The organism is Vibrio sp. QJM3NY_27, assembly GCF_057785955.1.
The window spans coordinates 1,415,662-1,432,133 of sequence record NZ_CM173511.1 but is presented as its reverse complement, the minus strand read 5'-3'; the positions used below and the strand labels follow the sequence as shown (position 1 = coordinate 1,432,133).

The following is a 16,472-nucleotide window of genomic DNA, read 5'->3' as shown; positions in this document are numbered from 1 at the left end:
GTAGTCATTGCCCTTAACGTGAATATTCATTGATCTCAACGTGAATAGTCATTGCCCTCAATTTGCATCGTCATTACCCTCAAATAACAGGCACAAAAAAACCACCTAATAAGTAGGTGGCTCTTCATTTTAATAACTCACAAGATTCAGGCTAACTTTAAGTGTTTAACCTTTCAGTATTTAACCAAGCGCCTCTCTGAAATACAAACGATCACAACATCGTCAGCGCAAGCTTTGCCAAGTTATAAGCGTCAACATAACCAGAGTGCTGACGACCTTCCCACTCAATGTTTTTCGCTTCTTGAGCAGCACGGTGACCAATACGTTTCTCTTTCAATCGATTCTGAACTCGATAAAGTGTGGCGATGTTCAAGAACTCGCTAAATGGCGGTTCGATGCCTTTCTCAATACACTCTTTGTGTAAGATAAGGTCGTCACGTCCCCACGCTGCATAGATTTTCTTTGGGCCACCGAAGTTCTTAATCATCGACTTGATAACAGACTCTAATGGGCGACCCTGTTTTTCGATTTTACGAGGTGTAATACCCGTTAACTCGGCGCAGAATAGAGAGACTTCGTCTTTTTCGGGCTTAACGTAATATTGCGCGCGCTTCACGATGGTTCCAGATACAAGATCGATCTCAGCAAGACCAATTTCAATGATCTCCCCTGTTGTTCCTACACCGTCTTCGCTCCAACAGCACATTTCCAAATCGAAACACACCACTCGATTGTGATTCATACGTCGCCTAATTCTCTCGTCAAAAATTTCGTGAAATTGTACATGAGCCTAATAAAGAACTCGACCCCAGTTGCATCAAGTGCTCATTTAGCCTGCAATTGTGACTCGATTTCGGCCATTTGACTTACTTAGGTATAACATGCTGTCAGTTTTTTGAAGGAGCGCTTCAATGTCTTCATTAGTGCGGATGGTAGCCCCGATGCTTAGAGTACAACTCAATAGCTGGCCAGAATGCTCGCAATGAGACTCACTCACCGTCTCCAAAATACATTCTAAATAGCGAGACAATGAGTCATGTTCAGTGATGCTCGAAATGATACCGAACTCATCCCCTCCCATCCGAAATAGGTTATCTCCAGACTTCAAGCTCACTGAGATAACCTTAATCACATGGATAAGTAACGCATCACCGGCTGGGTGCCCAAACTTATCATTGATCTCTTTAAACTTATCAACATCAAACACTATTAAGCTAAACGGCTTATCGCTTTGTATCGATTGACCAAGCATCTTATTAAAAGCTCGGCGATTATAAATTTCCGTTAAACTGTCATGATTGGCAAGAAAGCGAAGTTCTTCTGTTCTTTCATCAATCATTCGATACAAGCGCTCTTTCTCTCGAATTTGCAGGTTCACAATATAAGCAAGCAGTAACGAGATAGTAGTACCAACTATGCCGATTCCCGCCAACACTAAGTAACCATTAAATGAAATACATGCATCTATCTTGAAGTCGATGATCCATTCACGATTAGTTAATGTAATCGTCTTTGTAATGTGCTGCCCAGTTACCGCTTCATAACCATTGGTTTCGAACATTATCGGGGCATCTTCAGCTTCAAAACCGCTATCGGTAACACGCACATAAACGTCCATATCGCCGACAGTAGATGCCAGAAGTTTCTCAAAATAGTATGTGGTACGAACAACACCAATCACAACCCCTAACAAATTGTCAGTTTGACCATCAAACACAGGGTGGTAAACCAACATTCCGCTCTTAGGTGTATTGCTGTCTAAACCATCTTGCAATAGACGAACTTTGTCTGAAATATTCGCTTCACGTGTTTTTTTAATGTTATCAATGATCAGATTAAACCGCTCACGAGAAGAGTAAAAACCCAAAACACCGTTGTTCACTGGATCATTCGGATATATATCTGTCGCGATAAATACGGGCTCGCCATCCAAGATATAACCATAAGTTTTTGGCCCATGTTTAGGGATAGTAAACATTCTATAGGATGGGTATTGAGCTTTCATTTTGGCGGTGTGCTCGGCAAGATCTTCTACCGCTACTTTTTGCATCCACTGCAATCCGATCAGGCTTTTCGAACCGTTAATCGTTTGCTGAGCAAAACGATCAAATCGATCCCGACTATCGACATCATTAGAATAGAAAAAATTTGCACCGGAACCGATATAAGCAACATCGTTATCAATAAACGCTTTTAAACTGAGCGTTTGATGCTGTGCAAAGCTATCTAGATTCTCATTCAAAGACCTATTTTGATTCAACGCAACCAAAACAAAACACAACACCGTCATCAAAAATGTGGCAAAAAAGACAACTAACGGCAAAGTTCGTTTCTTCAACCCTGTTATAGGGTCGGTAGTGTGGGGCATACAGCTTCCCATATGATGTTATTTTGAGTCGAAAGTATACACTGCCGGAATGCTAGGCTCTATTTATCTTTGACTCTCACAATGGGATAAAACTAACACTATTTACAACCCATGGACATTTGCGGCTAATAAACCAACAAATCTCGATTAACTTTCAAGCTAACTCACCAAAAAGCCAGTTTATTGAAAACATTAAATAAAGCCCTTAAGCCTTGAATATGCTAGTATCCACCCATATTTATAGCTTGAAAGTGACCATTTCGGCCTTATGCGACTGAGTTTCTTTCCAACCTGTATATTCCTTTAAACCGACGAATATACCGTTAAATCAATTTTAAAGAGAAATCACTATGATCGTTGATTTGAACCTAATCCCACAAACGTTTGATATGCTTCACGCAGGCCTAACGGCATCAAGCGTTTTACTACTGCTAATTGCCGTTTCTCGTAAAACCAAAGTGGTTGAGAAAGTCGTAGAAAAACCAGTAGAAAAGATCGTTGAAGTTGAAAAGCCAGTTGAGAAAATTGTCGAAGTAGAGAAAGTTGTTGAAGTTGAACGTGTGATCGAAAAAGTAGTAGAAGTTGAATCTAAGCTGGCAACAGCACCAACAGATTCTGCAATGCAGCTACTGTCTATCATGCAGCAAGAAGCTCGTTTAATTGACTTCCTAAAAGAAGACCTAGCGTCATTCTCTGATGAAGAAGTTGGCGCAGCTGCTCGTGTTATTCACACTGGCGGTCAAAAAGTATTAGCTGATTACGTAACGCTTTCTCACATCCGCACTGAAGATGAAGAAACACGTATCACTATTGCTGAAGGTTTCAACCCTCAAGAAATTCGCCTAACAGGCAACGTAACGGGTAACGCACCGTTCAATGGCACATTGGTTCACAAAGGTTGGAAAGCAACTGACATGAACCTGCCTAAGCTTGCTGAGAACTACGATGCGTCTGTGATTGCACCGGCAGAGGTGGAGCTATAATGGAACACCAAAGTCATTCAGCTCAAGAGCTATCTTCTCAAGAGCAACATCAAGCGCCTAAGTTCAGTATTGGTATCGATTTAGGTACCACACACTGCGTTTTGTCTTACATCGACACAACCAATGAAGATGCTCGTGTAGAGGTGATGCAAATCCCTCAGCTAACGGCACCAGGTACAGTAGAAACTCGCAGCCAACTTGGCTCGTTCCTATACCAGCCGCACGAACATGAAATGAATGCGGGCTCTCGCGTTCTTCCTTGGTCTTCTGAGCCAAAAGCGCTAGTCGGTGCGATTGCTCGTAACCTTGGTTCTAAAACCCCAATCCGTTTGGTAGCAAGTGCAAAATCTTGGTTATGCCACGGTGGTGTTAACCGTCGCGATGCGTTCCTTCCTGCAGGCAGCCCTGAAGAAGTTGAAAAGGTATCTCCGCTTAAGACAACTGAGTTGTACCTTGAGCACCTTAAAGATGCTTGGAACCACGCTAACCCAGAACACAAACTGGCAGACCAAGATGTAACGATCACGGTTCCTGCTTCGTTTGATCCTGCGGCTCGTGACCTAACGGCTGAAGCTGCGCGTAATGTTGGTTTTACTCACCTAACGCTTCTAGAAGAGCCACAAGCGGCTCTTTACAGCTGGATTGATAACAGCAACGACACGTGGCGTGATGAAGTGAACGTTGGTGACATCGTTCTTGTTGTCGATATCGGCGGTGGTACGACTGACCTTTCGTTAGTTGAAGTCACACAAGATGAAGGCAACTTAAGCCTGAACCGTATCGCTGTAGGTGAACATATCCTACTGGGCGGCGACAACATGGACTTAGCTCTGGCTTACCGTCTGAAGATGAAACTGGCTCAAGAAGGCAAAGAACTGGCTCCTTGGCAGGTTCAAGCGATGACTCACGCGTGTCGTGATGCGAAAGAAGCATTGCTTAATGATGCTGAGTTGCAATCAGTGCCAATCGTTGTACCTAGCCGCGGTTCTAAACTACTGGGCGCAACACTGAAAACAGATCTGACTCAGCAAGAAGTACAACAAACATTGGTTGATGGCTTCTTCCCGAAAGTAGCGGTGACTGATCACCCAGTACAAAAGACGCGTGGCGCACTGACTCAAATGGGTCTGCCTTACGCTCAAGACGCAGGTATTACTCGTCACATTGCTGCATTCCTTTCTAAGCAAGCGAACGCGCTTTCTGGAAATAGTGAAACCGCTCAACAAGATTTCAACCCGTTTGCAAACATGCCCGGTATGCCCGGTACAGAAGCGCAAGGGTCAGAAGCGCAAGCGGCAGACTTCATCAAACCAACAGCGGTATTGTTCAATGGTGGTGTTCTAAAATCTAATCTACTTGCTGACCGTCTATCAGACACGATCAATGAATGGTTGATTAACGCAGACGCAGAATTCGCTAAACAGCTTTCAGGCCTAGATCTAGATCTAGCAGTTGCAAGTGGCGCTTCTTACTACGGCGCAGTACGTCGTGGTCAAGGCGTTCGTATCCGCGGTGGTATCGCTTCTTCTTACTACGTAGGAATTGAAAGTGCGATGCCAGCTATCCCAGGTATGGCTCCTCCGATGGAAGCTTTGTGTGTTGCACCATTTGGCATGGAAGAAGGTTCAAGCGTTCAAGTTCCTAGCCAAGAGTTTGGCCTCGTGATTGGTCAGCCAGTACACTTCCAATTCTTCGGTTCAACAACACGTCGTGAAGACCAAGCGGGTACGCACCTTGATCACTGGGCTCCAGAAGATCTTGATGAGCTTCCTGAAATCCAAGTGACACTGCCAGTTTCTGAAGGTCGTCGCGAAGGTGAAGTGGTTCCCGTGACTTTGGCTTCTCGCGTTACTGAACTAGGCACGTTATATCTAGAAGCCATTGCGACTGACAATGGTCAGAAGTGGCACGTTGAGTTCGATGTTCGTGAAGACTCGAATAACGACTCAAACGAACAAGCATAATGAATCAACGGCACCTTAACGGGTGCCGTTATTTTATCAATGCGATTCCCTAGCCCTGTATTAAAAGCATTCCAAAGACAATAATAAGACCAAGACTATCCATTAACTGGTCATCACTTTGGCAGAATAAGGTTTTGTATGGCATCTCCTCGTTTTTTAGTCGGCATTGACTTAGGCACAACCAATACCGTTGTTGCTTACTGTGAAATCAACGACGACCTACAACATGCTCCCGTTTCTCTTTTCGATATTGACCAACTCATCGGCCCCGGTGAAGTGGTTCGCAAACCGCTACTTCCATCCTTTCGTTACCATCCTGCACAAGGTCAGATCTCCCCTTCCGATCTCACTATGCCTTGGGAACCGAGCTTGGTTGAAGGCGATATTCAAAACGTCATCGTAGGTGAATGGGCACGCGAACTGGGCGCAAAAGTTGAAGGCCGCCAAGTATCGAGTGCTAAGAGCTGGTTATCTCACCAAGCGGTTGATCGTAACTCCGACATTCTGCCTTGGGCAGGCGCAACTGACGTCGATAAGGTGTCTCCTGTTGTCGCAAGCGCAAGCTACTTAAACCACATCCGCCAAGCATGGAACTACCGTAACCCAAGCAACAAGCTTGAAGACCAAGATGTTGTAGTCACCGTTCCCGCTTCATTCGATGAGACAGCACGCAAGCTGACACTCGAAGCGGCAGAACTGGCGGGCTTAGGTAAGATTCTGTTACTCGAAGAGCCGCAAGCCGTTTGTTATGACTGGTATGCACGTCATCAACAAACCGCTGCCGATGAACTTCAGCAAATCCCGCTGATTCTAGTGTGTGATGTCGGCGGTGGTACCACCGATTTAAGTTTGATCGAAGCAAGCTTCAACTCAAACAATGGCGATGACCAAAAACTCGCACTCGACCGTATCGGCGTTGGTGAACACTTAATGCTCGGTGGTGATAACCTAGATTTAGCCCTTGCCCACCTTGCAGAGCAACGCTTCAATCAAAACAAAAAGCTGAATGCCTCAAGCTTAACCAAACTGATTCAACAGACTCGCGCCGCAAAAGAGAGCCTGCTTTCTGCTAACGCGCCAGACGATGTGAAGATCACCATGCTGGGCAGCGGTTCAAAACTACTTGGCGGTACCAAAAGTATTGGTTTAACGAAACAAGAAGTTCATCAGATTGCACTGGAAGGTTTCTTCCCACTTTCTGAGTTTACGGAAGTACCCGACAAACGACGTAGCGCGGTGGTTGAGTTCGGCCTACCCTACGCTGCAGATCCTGCGGTAAGTAAGCACGTTGCCGAATTCCTAGCGACACATCAGCAAGTATCAAAAGCGGCACTAGAAAAATCTGGCGCAATCGAATTTGATGAGACAAAACCAGCGATACCTGTCGGTGTACTACTCAACGGCGGTGTATTCAACAGTGAGCTTGTTACTGAACGTATTACTCAGTTACTTGGCAATTGGAACGGTGCGCCAATCACCGTCTTAGATAACCCTCATCCTGATTGGTCTGTAGCATTGGGCGCAGTGGCCTTTGGTAAGGCTCGCCGCGGTGCGCAACTTAAAATTGGTGGCGGTGCGGCTCGTTCTTACTTCTTACATCTGCAAGAGAAGAACAAGATGGGTAAAGCACTTTGTCTGCTTGCCAAAGGGACTGAAGAAGGCCAAGAAATACGTTTGAACAGTCGTCGTTTCTCACTAACTTTGGGTGAGCCGGTACGTTTCAATCTACTGACTTCAACGCACGATCAAATTGCTCATGACACTGCCATTCAAAATGGCGTGATGGTCAATGTCGACGCTGACTTGTTCTCCCCTCTTCCACCGTATATTTCTACGCTAGAAGGTTCAGGTACTGCAGAGCTCCAAGCCAACCAAAAAGAACGCGTCGAAGTATTGCTCGCGTGTCAATTAACAGAAGTCGGCACACTGAAAATGGAGTGTGTGAGCACGGAAGATGACACTAAGCGTTGGTTGCTTGAATTTGAAGTAAGAAACAAGCAAGGCGATGAGTCTGATACCGCTAAACTTCATCCAAGACTGGATGAATGTAAGGAATTGATTTCTCGTCTGTACAGCGGCAACAAGAAGAGTGCTGAATCGAAAGAGATCAAAACACTATCGAAAGATCTTGAGAAGCGACTTGGTAAGCGTGATGAATGGGATTTCACGACCCTTCGCCATCTGTTTGATACCTTTTCATTAGGTCGTAAACGCCGCCGTCGCTCTGAAGCACACGAGAAGAACTGGCTGCGTTTGGCGGGTTACTCGCTGCGTCCCGGCTTTGGCGATCCGACTGACTCATGGCGTATCGAACAAATTTGGGGGCTTTACCAACAAAACATTCAGTTCCAGAACCACCAAGGTTGGACAGATTGGTGGGTATTCTGGCGTCGTGTTGCGGGTGGCCTGAATCAAGAGCAGCAAGAGACCATCTTGGCTGATATCGCGAAGTACCTTCACCCAGGTGCAATGAAGAACCCTAAAACGGCTAAAGATGCGCAAGACAATGGCTATGAAGCCATGGTTCGTTTAGCGGCGTCACTTGAGCAACTTGAAGTGGAAGACAAAGTGCTGCTGGCAAGCTGGTTCTTGAGCAAAGCGATTAACCATAACCAATTTGAACAAGCTCACTGGTGGGCGCTAGGTCGATTAGCATCAAGAACGCCTTTGTATGGCAGCCAACACAGCGTAATTCCTAGAGAGCAAGCTGAACAGTGGTTACCAAAACTGCTTGAACAGAACTGGCAGAAAGAGCAGATGATCGCCTTCGCTGCTGTGATGATTTGCCGTAAAACCGGTGACCGTCAATTTGATATCTCTGACGACTATCGTAATCAAGTGATTGAGAAGCTGAAGCAAAGCAAGGTACCTGATTCATGGCTAACGCTAGTGAGTGAAGTCACTGAACTTTCTGAGAGCGAGTCTAAGCGCGTATTTGGTGATGCATTACCAAGCGGGTTAAGCCTGATTAATAACTAGTTTCAGGGGTCATTAGATTGGATCTCTAACTAGTAAAGAAAAAGCCACTTTCGATTCGTTGAAAGTGGCTTTTTTATTGGTGGCTTAAGGCTGGTATGTTTAGTCGACTTATCGCATCTTGGTTAAGAGCCTTAGCCGTATTGCAGTTCATCATTGTTAATGTTTCGTTCCTGTTGGGTTAATAGGAAAATCCGTATTTTCATAAATATCAGATAACTTTTTCGGTTTCTTCTCTTTAGCTCCTTTGTTCGATTGATTATGAGTTTCGCTTAAAAGCCATTGCTCATGCATTTTTGCTGAATCCAAAAACTCTGGATCTTTCATTGCTTCCTTGCGAAGTTTATTTACACGTTCGAGAGTATCCCAAATCATAATACTTCACCTCCACTAAGGCAGTACTATAAAGATAACCCAAACCCACAAAACTTCAACCAAGCCAATGAGATAGCGATCTCAATTTCGAAAATTACTAGCTCTAAGCTAATGAAAACCCTCGTCAGAAATCGGCTTCAAATGGCGTGTATTTATCGATGATCCTCGACGATCTTTAGCCACAAAAAAAGCGAGCTCAGAGCTCGCTTTTTATCAATCTTTTGTTCAACATTCGCTTGATTAAGTAGTGTCTTACTTAAGCTCTGTTGCCAATTTTAACGGTACCATTTGTTGCAAACCAAAGTGCTTCTGAACGGCGGCGGCCTAGTAGAATCGGGCCATCATCGTAGAACAAAAAGTTCTTCCAGTGTTTCTTGAAAACTGACCACTTGGTTTCTAAAACATTGTATTTTTCGTAACAAAAATAAACAGTTACGTCATCTTGCCAATCAATAAAGTTCAGAATCTCTTCTGGCATTTCAGGCTCATCCGCTTCCCAATTCGCCATCCAGCTAATCTCTTCATTCCAGTTCGATGCTTTGCTTGGCCAATCTTGCGAACTTAGTCTTTCCGCATCAGGGCTTTGAGGGCTCACGTTCTCTTTCCAAAACTGAGATGCTCTCGCCTGTGTCATTGGTTTAATCTTTTCCAAATCTTCTGCCGGCAGCGGCATTGACTGGTGAGTGAAAATCCATTTTCTTTGGTATTCGTCCAAAGTTGTGTATGACATCAAAATTCCTCAAATATCTTCTCAGGCTGATGGATCTACCATGCCTATATGTTCTTTTTGATACAGCGGCGACTAGAGGTCGCTTGATATTCGCTGCCTTTAAATTCATTACCTGTTCTTACGCCTAGATACTATTTAGTCTAGACATTGCGTTTGTCTTCCCAGTTAGGGTTAACTAACGCGGTCAGTATATGGTCTTCCCATTTACCGTTAATCTGTAAGTAATCTTTGGCGAAGCCTTCTCGAACAAAGCCAAGATGTTCCAAGACATCCGCACTGCGTTCATTGTGAGGCATGTAGCCCGCCATTAAGCGGTGCATGTTCTGCACATCAAACATGTAGTCTTTTGCCATGCTCAAGCCTCTGCGCATGTAACCGTGGCCTTGTGCACTTTCAGCAAGCGAATAGCCCACGTTACACGCATAGAAAGGGAATCGAGACAGATTGCTGAATGAAATGGTGCCCAACATTTCGTTAGTGTCATCATTAACAAGCAAACAGTAATAACCTAGCCCCATTTTATGAAGCTCATTTAGCTTAATCAGGCGCTGCGCCCAACCCGTTCTATCAAAAAACACATCTTCACGAATTGGTTCCCAAGGCTTAAGGTACTCTCGGTTAGTTTGAAAGTAATCACTGATCATATTCGCATCGTCTATCTCTGCGGTGCGTAGAATCAGGTTTCCATCGCGCTTATAAATGCGTTCTGGTGTGCTCAAATCTTCCATAATCTTGTTCTTATTCGATCAGTTCTTTCTAATACCGTAATCACGAAGCTTATTCGCAATTGAGGTGTGAGATACATTCAAACGTTTTGCAAGCTTACGGCTTGATGGGAAAGACTGGTAGAGCTTCTCTAGAATCTGAGATTCATAGTCTTTCATGATCTCGTCAAGCGAGCCGTCTAAGCTCAAGTTCGCCATTCCAGCAGTCATAGTTTCAAGCTGTGGCAGGTGGAATTGCTCAACCGTTAACGTATCTGAATCCAACTCTGTTAGTGCACGTAAAACCATATTGTCTAACTGACGGATGTTGCCCGGCCATTGGTAGTTACCTAATTGGTCGATTAGTTCTTGAGTCAGCTTTGGTTTCAACATGCCTAATTGCTGTGCGTACTTTGCAACGAATAGCTCCAGTAATGGGGCTACATCGTTTGAACGTTCACGTAAAGCAGGAATCGATAAAGTCAGCACGTTCAAGCGGTAGAACAGATCTTCACGGAACGAACCTGAGTCGGCTAATTCAGAAAGACGATGGCGCGTTGATGCGATAATACGAACATCCGCGTGCATCTCTTCTTCTTCACCAACACGACGGAATGAACCATCTTGTAGGAAACGCAGCAGTTTGATTTGTAGATGTGGGCTCATCTCGCCAATTTCATCTAAAAATACAGTACCGCCATTCGCTTGTTCGAAAATGCCTTTATGACCTTGTTCATGATTGAATGAACCCGGAGCATGACCAAACAATTCCGTTTCCGCTACGTCATCAGGCATCGATGCACAGCTTAGAATCAAGAATGGGAATGACGCTCTGTTCGAACGGTTATGACACGCTTTAGCCAGCATCTCTTTGCCCGTGCCTGTATCCCCTTCAATAAGCAGAGGTTGATCCAGCATAGCCAGTTTCTTAGCTTGGCTGATCAAAGCTTTATGGCGGTTAGAGACACCAACAAAGTGTTCAAAACCTAGGTTATTCTGTTCAGGGATTGCGTCTGGCGTGTTCATCTCTTGGTTGCAAGAACGAATTGTCATTACCGCGCTAGCCAGTACCGCTTCGTTCACATCACCACCGAGGTAAATCGGCAGGATCTCAATAGAGAAATCTAAACCATCTAACACCACAACTTCACGATGACGTGTTACATCGCCTTCAATCCAACGAGCGAAGTTAAAGCTAGGAACGAACGTCGCTAGCGGCTCACCGATCACTTCGTCTTCTTGCTTGTTAAAAAGGTTCAATGCAGCGTGGTTTGCCATATCGATGGAGCCTTTAAGGTCAATCGCTATCACAGGGTCAGGTAGGTTTGCCAGCAGAGCAATCAACTCTGTGTTATGCCTTTCGCTTGGCATAAATTGGATTTTACGTACATCCTTCACACCTGAAATTCGGCGAATTTCAGCCATAAGTTCACTAAAAGCATCAAAATTGATATCAGGACAGTTTAAGTAAATAATGCCTTTAACATCAATTTCGATTCCTCTTAAATCAATGCTTTTTGAGGCCAAGATATCGAGCAACTCACGCGTTAAGCCGAGTCTGTCTTCACACAATACTTCAAGACGCACAAATAGTCCTATTATAGGTGTCAGGATAAGTTGACAGTAGTGTGGATTAAGCTCTGAGTTCAGTCAAGAAGAAGAGTAAACATATGTTTACTCTTCACTCGCAAACGACTCAATGTCATACACTTTATTGCTAAGTAACTCGCTTTATTGGTCAGTAGCTCGCTTTGTTTAAGCGTAATGCGCTTTATTGATAAGCAACTCACTCTATTTAAGCGTAATGCGCTTTATTTCAGAAAGGACGGCTTTACGAAGATCTGATATTTTTACTTTTCGCTCATTATGCCAAGGCATAGGACGCAGCAATGTCATGGCTTTTAAACCCAGTCTCGCGGTGAGAATACCGACACCGAGCCCCTGTCCTGCTCGAGCTGAAACCTTGCCTGCAAGATCCATCGAGACGAGGTCCATACTCGCGTCTATCGCGAGTTCACTGGCACCTGCCGCTGCCATGTTGATCAACACCAACTTGAACAACTTAATACGCGACCAGTAACCAAGCTCAATGCCATACACATCAGCAAGCTTGTCTATCATGGTGAAATTGCGCCACGCCACCAGCAACATATCGGCAGCCGCCAATGGGCTCACAGCAACCAAAGCGGCCGATTCGGTCGAGAACTTAGTGACAATTTGAGTCGCCACTTTATCTTGTTGGGCAACAACGAGTGCATCATACATATCCAAGACTTCAGCATCGCTGTGCGCAGGGTTAATGCTGTTTCGCCATTTATCATAAGCGGGTGATTCAGCGACAATACCGCCCTGCTTCGCGATGTTTTCACAGAACGCTTTACCCTTGCCGACACTTTGGCTCTGAAGTAGCTCTTCACTCTGCTCTTGAACGCTGAAATGATCTTTCAATGAGCGTAACTTCCATAGCTCTTTGCCTATTGCACCCAAGCCTAATGAAGCAATGGCAGCAATAAAGCCAGCCCAACCTAACGCGAGCCAGTCTGCTGTTTGAATCGCGGTAATGACAGAGTCAATTGCTTGCCAACCGACTAAACCGGAGAAAGCGACTAACAAGCCAGTTCCAAACCACTTCTTCTTTTTGCTCGGTCGAATCACTTGTTCCAATTGTTGCTCAGCATCACCATCAAGATCGGTTTCTACTTGTGGTGCAACGGGCACAAACTTTTCTTGTTCGGTAAACAGTTTTTGAGCACCCAAGTCTGGGTTAACTTCATTCTTATCCGGCTCATCGAATGAGGTCTTCAAAGGTTCATCAAAGACCTGTTTTGTTTTTAATTCACTCATTTTGATTGCCTCAATTACTTCAACTTGTCGCCAATGAGATACTCTAAAACCTTGTCGACTCTCAGATGCTGACAAGGCTCGTCAGAGTGCTGTTCAATCGGCCTAAAGCTTGTGAAATCAAACTGGTTGGTTTCCCAATACTGTTTGTTTGGCAGTTTACGCGGTACCTCTCCCGGATACATGGTCTGAGGTACGTTATCTAAAGTCACACCTTGCAATGCGGGGACATTGTCTGAACCTGACGAGATATAACCCGCACTCGTCGCTTGAATAGACGCGATACTCATGCAGCTCATGTCGATGTGTTCAAACGCCGCCTGTTGCCAAGCAGGATGCACCATCTGCTGTAACAGCGATACCAAGTTCGGATGTTGATCCGGTGTCACGTGGTCAGCCTTGGTGGCTGCAAACAATATCTTGTCTATCTTTGGAGCAAACAAGCGTCTTAGCATATTACTTCGCCCGTACTTAAAACTCTTTAATAGCTGCTCTAGTGCACCGCGCATGTCCATGAAAGAGTCATAGCCCGCATTGAGCGGCTGTAAGCAATCCACCAGCACGATTTGTCTGTCGAACGTCGCGAAGTGATTCTTGTAAAACGCTTTTACGACCTTTTGTTGATACTCTTCATAACGCGCTTTTAAAACCGCATAGTTACTTGTTTTTGAGAACTTGCCCTCAGGTGCGATGCACGGAAAAAATTGCAGTACAGGTGCACCTTCAAGCTCACCCGGCAATACGAATCGACCCGGCTGCACCCAGTGCAACCCGTTATCCTTACAAGTATGAAGATACTGAGTATAGCTATCGGCAATAGCGACCAGTTTCTTTTCGTCTGCTTCGGCTAACAAGTCAACGTCACCACGCATTGCGTTCCAGTCTTGTGAATAGGTTTCCCTGTCGCCTTTCAACGCTGCGAATTGAGATTGACTCCACGTATCAAAGTCCATATCCAACAAGGGTAAGTCAAGTAGCCACTCTCCCGGGTAATCGACAATATCGAGGAAGAGCGTACTGTTTTTACTCAGTAGCTTCTTTGCGCCTTTGGCTGGCTTATATTTGATTGCTAGACGAATCTCACTGACATCACGCGTCGGCACTGGCCATTCTGGTGGCTGAGCATTCAACGATTCCATAGCTTCATCATAAGAGAAACGTGGGATCATCATGTTGTGTTGAGGAATGCGCTTAGCGCCAATAATTCTTCCGTCTCTCGCTGATGCAAGTAGAGGCAGGTTTTTGTGGGTAGACGTATGAAGCAGCTGATTGACCAGCGAAGTAATGAATGCTGTCTTACCCGCACGAGAAAGCCCCGTGACCGCTACTCGAATGTGAGAATCCGTTCCTCTGCTTATAAAGTCACTCATTTCTTGAGTTAGGTGTTTCATTTGAACGACTCCGTGATAGTTAGGCTGGATTGCTGACTCACCAAGAGCGCAATCATTTGGAAAAATAGCCTACTTATTTATTCCAATCGGAATATCTTAAATACTGATGTTTTTGCTTATGGTGATAAGTATGCAATACACATTCTTAATGCTAGATGAATAAAAGCCCCTGACTACATTCATAATCAGGGGCTTTAGAATTTTTCTGCGATATCCGACGTTTAATCGTCTTCAATCAACTTGTAGATAACAAACAGTGCAATCTCTGCAATTAGCCAAAGCGCACAAGTAATTGTCACGTATTTATTATCAAAGATACTGATCCCTTTCAAGATCAGGTCATATCCAACAAAAGCACCAATCACCACTGCCAAGATAATCTGTAGGATCTGAATAAAACGAGGCATTCCTCTCTCCTATATTCTTATATCAAACGATGTGTTTATCACTATATCATTGATAATAAGACAAAAGTGCAAATAATGCTGCACTTTTGTCTTCAACTTTCTGTCAAGAATTGCAATTCAAACGCTGAAGCTAGCGTCTGTTACAACTTTTTGACTTCGGTAAATTATGCTTTTTCAGCTTCAGCAATTTTCACTTTCCACGTGTCAGGGCCGATCTGGTGCGCGTTCACGCCATTTGAATCAACCGCGACCGTTACAGGCATGTCTTCAACTTCAAATTCGTAAATCGCTTCCATACCGAGATCTTCAAACGCAACCACGCGTGCTTTTTTAATTGCTTTAGCGACTAAATAAGCTGCACCGCCAACCGCCATCAGATAAACCGATTTATGTTGTTTGATTGACTCAACCGTTGCAGGGCCACGCTCTGCTTTACCAATCATGCCCATAATGCCGGTTTCTTCTAGCATCATGTCGGTGAACTTATCCATACGAGTCGACGTTGTCGGGCCAGCAGGACCTACCGCTTCATCGCGTACCGCATCAACAGGGCCTACGTAGTAAATGAACTTACCTTTCAGGTCAACGCCTTCTGGTAGGCCTTCACCACTTTCAAGCATGCCTTGAATACGCTTATGCGCTGCATCACGACCGGTTAAGATCTTGCCTGATAGAAGAACTGTTTCGCCTGTCTTCCACTCTTGTACGTCTTCTTTGGTTATTTCATCAAGGTTAACACGGCGTGTATTTGCGCCCGCTTCCCAAGTGATGTCTGGCCACTCTTCTAACTTAGGTGGTGTTAGCTCTGCTGGGCCGCTGCCGTCTAATGTGAAGTGTACGTGACGTGTTGCCGCACAGTTAGGGATCAAACATACTGGCTTAGACGCAGCATGCGTTGGTGCTGTTTTGATTTTTACGTCCACGACAGTGGTTAAACCGCCAAGACCTTGTGCACCAATACCAAGCTTGTTTACACGGTTGAAGATATCAAGACGAAGCTCTTCTTCAGCGTTCTCTGGACCTTTGTCGATAAGGTCTTGGATGTCGATGTGTTCCATCAGAGATTCTTTCGCTAGCACCGCTGCTTTTTCAGCTGTACCGCCAATGCCTATACCTAGCATGCCCGGTGGACACCAACCAGCACCCATCGTCGGCAGCGTTTTCTCTACCCACTCTGCAATGTCATCAGAAGGGTTTAGCATGACCATCTTGGTTTTGTTCTCAGAACCGCCGCCTTTAGCCGCGATTTGAATTTCAACTTTATTACCTGGAACCATATTAATGTGAACAACCGCTGGTGTGTTGTCTTTTGTATTAATACGCTTACCTGCAGGGTCCATTAGGACAGATGCACGCAATGGGTTATCTGGATTGTTGTAAGCTTGACGAACGCCTTCATCAACCATCTGTTGTACTGTTTGATCCGTTTCCCACCTAACATCCATACCGATGTTCACGAAACAAGTAACAATACCCGTATCCTGACAAATTGGACGATGACCTTCCGCAGACATACGCGAGTTGATAAGAATTTGAGCGATAGCATCTTTTGCTGCTTGGCTCTCTTCTTTTTCGTACGCTTTTTCTAGGGCTTGGACAAAGTCTAAAGGGTGATAATAAGAAATGTACTGAAGTGCGTCAGCGACACTGCTGATCACATCTTGCTTACGAATAACCGTCATTGCATGCCTCTTTATTGTTCTGGTTCCATGTGGGTTCTTGGTGTGACTGTT

13 protein-coding genes are annotated in these 16,472 nt (G+C 44.9%); 3 read left to right on the top strand and 10 right to left on the bottom strand.

The window, feature by feature from the left end:
• Window positions 1–211: 211 nt before the first annotated feature.
• Window positions 212–742: a 3'-5' exonuclease gene (locus tag AC3CIA_RS06445; protein ID WP_004734743.1), complete on the bottom strand. Its 531-nt coding sequence runs from the start codon at window positions 740–742 to the stop codon at window positions 212–214.
• 87 nt (window positions 743–829) lie between these two features.
• The gene (locus AC3CIA_RS06440; protein WP_114633305.1) at window positions 830–2,368 is read right to left on the bottom strand and encodes a sensor domain-containing diguanylate cyclase; all 1,539 of its coding nucleotides are present in this window, start codon (window positions 2,366–2,368) and stop codon (window positions 830–832) included.
• 350 nt (window positions 2,369–2,718) lie between these two features.
• On the opposite strand from AC3CIA_RS06440, the gene AC3CIA_RS06435 reads away from it, so the two are divergent.
• The 3 genes from AC3CIA_RS06435 (at window position 2,719) to AC3CIA_RS06425 (ending at window position 8,294) form a co-directional block, all read left to right on the top strand.
• On the top strand, window positions 2,719–3,351 hold the full coding sequence (locus AC3CIA_RS06435) for a DUF2760 domain-containing protein (RefSeq protein WP_488518719.1): 633 nt from the start codon (window positions 2,719–2,721) through the stop codon (window positions 3,349–3,351).
• Window positions 3,351–5,315: an Hsp70 family protein gene (locus tag AC3CIA_RS06430; protein ID WP_488518718.1), complete on the top strand. Its 1,965-nt coding sequence runs from the start codon at window positions 3,351–3,353 to the stop codon at window positions 5,313–5,315. Before AC3CIA_RS06435 ends, AC3CIA_RS06430 begins: the two co-directional genes overlap by 1 nt.
• A gap of 138 nt (window positions 5,316–5,453) precedes the next feature.
• Entirely contained in the window at window positions 5,454–8,294 is a 2,841-nt protein-coding gene (locus AC3CIA_RS06425) for an Hsp70 family protein (protein ID WP_488518717.1), read from the top strand.
• Window positions 8,295–8,450: 156 nt separating this feature from the next.
• Here the strand turns inward: AC3CIA_RS06425 and AC3CIA_RS06420 are convergent, their stop codons facing one another.
• The 8 genes from AC3CIA_RS06420 to AC3CIA_RS06385 form a co-directional block, all read right to left on the bottom strand.
• Window positions 8,451–8,666 carry a hypothetical protein gene (locus tag AC3CIA_RS06420; RefSeq protein ID WP_171307720.1) on the bottom strand — a complete coding sequence of 72 codons (216 nt, stop codon included), beginning with the start codon at window positions 8,664–8,666 and terminating at the stop codon, window positions 8,451–8,453.
• A gap of 256 nt (window positions 8,667–8,922) precedes the next feature.
• The gene (locus tag AC3CIA_RS06415; RefSeq protein ID WP_004734736.1) at window positions 8,923–9,396 is read right to left on the bottom strand and encodes a DUF2947 domain-containing protein; all 474 of its coding nucleotides are present in this window, start codon (window positions 9,394–9,396) and stop codon (window positions 8,923–8,925) included.
• Between the two features lie 140 nt (window positions 9,397–9,536).
• Window positions 9,537–10,124: a ribosomal protein S5-alanine N-acetyltransferase gene (gene rimJ / locus AC3CIA_RS06410; protein WP_488518716.1), complete on the bottom strand. Its 588-nt coding sequence runs from the start codon at window positions 10,122–10,124 to the stop codon at window positions 9,537–9,539.
• A gap of 18 nt (window positions 10,125–10,142) precedes the next feature.
• Entirely contained in the window at window positions 10,143–11,687 is a 1,545-nt protein-coding gene (tyrR, locus tag AC3CIA_RS06405; RefSeq protein WP_017077872.1) for a transcriptional regulator TyrR, read from the bottom strand.
• Window positions 11,688–11,891: 204 nt separating this feature from the next.
• Window positions 11,892–12,944, bottom strand: coding sequence for a YcjF family protein (locus AC3CIA_RS06400; RefSeq protein ID WP_488518715.1), 1,053 nt, complete (start codon window positions 12,942–12,944; stop codon window positions 11,892–11,894).
• 14 nt (window positions 12,945–12,958) lie between these two features.
• Entirely contained in the window at window positions 12,959–14,332 is a 1,374-nt protein-coding gene (locus AC3CIA_RS06395) for a YcjX family GTP-binding protein (protein WP_488518714.1), read from the bottom strand.
• Window positions 14,333–14,553: 221 nt separating this feature from the next.
• Entirely contained in the window at window positions 14,554–14,739 is a 186-nt protein-coding gene (locus AC3CIA_RS06390) for a hypothetical protein (protein ID WP_004734731.1), read from the bottom strand.
• Between the two features lie 164 nt (window positions 14,740–14,903).
• The gene (locus AC3CIA_RS06385) at window positions 14,904–16,421 is read right to left on the bottom strand and encodes a fumarate hydratase (RefSeq protein WP_004734730.1); all 1,518 of its coding nucleotides are present in this window, start codon (window positions 16,419–16,421) and stop codon (window positions 14,904–14,906) included.
• Between the last annotated feature and the right edge of the window lie 51 nt (window positions 16,422–16,472).